The organism is Hominilimicola sp. (assembly GCF_046972485.1).
Taxonomy (GTDB): domain Bacteria; phylum Bacillota; class Clostridia; order UBA1381; family UBA1381; genus Hominilimicola; species Hominilimicola fabiformis.
Genome location: NZ_JBKVWU010000209.1, coordinates 1 through 1861, shown reverse-complemented (window position 1 = coordinate 1861; position 1861 = coordinate 1). Strand labels below are relative to the sequence as shown.

At 37.5% G+C, this 1861-nt stretch carries 2 protein-coding genes and 1 pseudogene; all 3 read left to right on the top strand.

Going from position 1 to position 1861, the window contains the following annotated elements; translation table 11 throughout:
- Window positions 1–2 precede the first annotated feature (2 nt).
- A complete protein-coding gene (locus tag ACLTU0_RS11845; RefSeq protein ID WP_412322646.1) occupies window positions 3–143 on the top strand; it encodes a zinc metallopeptidase in 141 nt (46 codons plus the stop codon).
- Window positions 143–1402, top strand: a complete 1260-nt coding sequence (gene rsmB, locus ACLTU0_RS11840; RefSeq protein ID WP_337868942.1) for a 16S rRNA (cytosine(967)-C(5))-methyltransferase RsmB — start codon at window positions 143–145, stop codon at window positions 1400–1402. Before ACLTU0_RS11845 ends, rsmB begins: the two co-directional genes overlap by 1 nt.
- Window positions 1403–1861, top strand: a pseudogene (locus tag ACLTU0_RS11835) (23S rRNA (adenine(2503)-C(2))-methyltransferase RlmN); the annotation flags it as partial.

The following is a 1861-nucleotide window of genomic DNA, read 5'->3' as shown; positions in this document are numbered from 1 at the left end:
GTATGTACTTACTTGAGGGTGATGAGCTTACAGGTGCAAGGAAAACACTTACGGCGGCGGCTATGACATATGTTGCGGCGGTTGCGTCAACGGCACTTCAATTTTTAAGACTTGTTTTATTGGCAAATCGTAGGAGAGATTAATGAGTAACGCAAGAGAAATTGCAATGAAAGTAATATACGACGTTGAATTTAACGGAGCATATTCAAATATGGCATTGAAAAAAGCTTTGAAAACGGATATGCCAAAACAGGATAAGGCGTTTATTTCCAATCTTGTTTACGGCGTCACAGACAGAAAATTGACTCTTGATTATGTTATAGGAAAGTTTTCAAAGATAAAATTGAAAAAAATATCGAAGTACATTCTTATAATTTTGAGAATGGGAATATATCAGATAATGTTTATGGATAAAGTGCCGACAAGCGCCGCAGTGAATGAGAGCGTAAAGCTTGCAAGAAGATACGGTCACGGTGCATCGGCAGGATTTGTAAACGGACTTTTGAGAAATGTGTCGAAAACAGAAATCGAATATCCGTCCGATAAAATAGAATATTTGTCTGTCAAATATTCGTTCCCGATGTGGCTTTGTGAAAAGTGGATTGATGAATTCGGATATGATTTTACCGAAAAATTGATTGAAAGTTTCGGCATGGAAAAAAGACTTAATATTCGACCGAACAGATTAAAGATAACGGCAGATGAACTTTGCAAGAAGTTTAACGACAACGGAATAAATGCCGAAGTTTATGACGGTTATATAGTGTCGGACGGATTTGACATTTCGGCGGACAGCTTATATAATGACGGATATTACACAATACAGGATTCAGCAGCAATGCAGACAGCAAAAGTGCTTGCACCGTGTGAGGGTGACACAGTGATTGATATGTGTGCCGCACCGGGCGGAAAGACAACGCATATTGCGGAATTGATGAACAACAAAGGCAAAATATACGCCTTTGACGTACACGAACATAAAATAGAGCTTATAAAAAAGAATGCCAAAAGGCTCGGAATAACGATAATCGAACCTAAACTTTCGGACGGCTGTAAAATAGACGAAAGTATGATAAATACTGCAGATAAAATACTTTGTGATGTTCCGTGTTCGGGTTTGGGAATAATCGGACGAAAGCCCGAAATAAAGTGGAACAGGGCAGAGGATAACGATTTACCGAAAATTCAAAGACAGATACTTGACAATGCGTCAAAATATCTTAAAATAACCGGTGAGATTGTTTATTCAACGTGTACGATTGAAAAAGAAGAAAATGAGACTGTTACAGACAGCTTTACGGCGGATAACGAAAATTTTGAAAAAGTATTTGAAAAGACATTTTATCCGCATATAGATAACACAGACGGATTTTATATCTGTAAGATGAAAAGGATTAAGTAAATGATTGATTTAAAAGATTTTGAATATGATGAATTAATTGAATATCTTACATCCGTCGGCGAGAAGAAATTCAGAGCCGAGCAGATTTTTTCATGGCTTCATAAAGGCGTGGAAAGCTATGATGAAATGACGAACCTGTCAAAGGCAACAAGGGAAAAACTCGAAAAAGAAACGTATGTTTCAACGCTTAAAATCAGAGAAAAATATGTATCGAAAATAGACGGTACTGTAAAATATCTCTTTGAACTTCCGGACGGAAATTGTATAGAAAGCGTTGTTATGCGTTATCATCACGGACTTACGATTTGTATATCAAGTCAAGTCGGCTGCAGAATGGGTTGTCGTTTTTGTGCATCAACGATAGGCGGACTTTACAGAAGTTTAACGCCGGGTGAAATACTTAATCAAGTTATTTTTGCACAAAAAGACGTCGGCGAGCGTATAAGCAATATTGTTATG

Excerpts from the sequence above, each read along its gene's own strand:
- ACLTU0_RS11845 (WP_412322646.1), top strand. The coding sequence starts at position 3 with ATGTACTTACTTGAGGGTGATGAGCTTACAGGTGCAAGGAAAACACTT.
- rsmB (WP_337868942.1), top strand. The coding sequence starts at position 143 with ATGAGTAACGCAAGAGAAATTGCAATGAAAGTAATATACGACGTTGAA.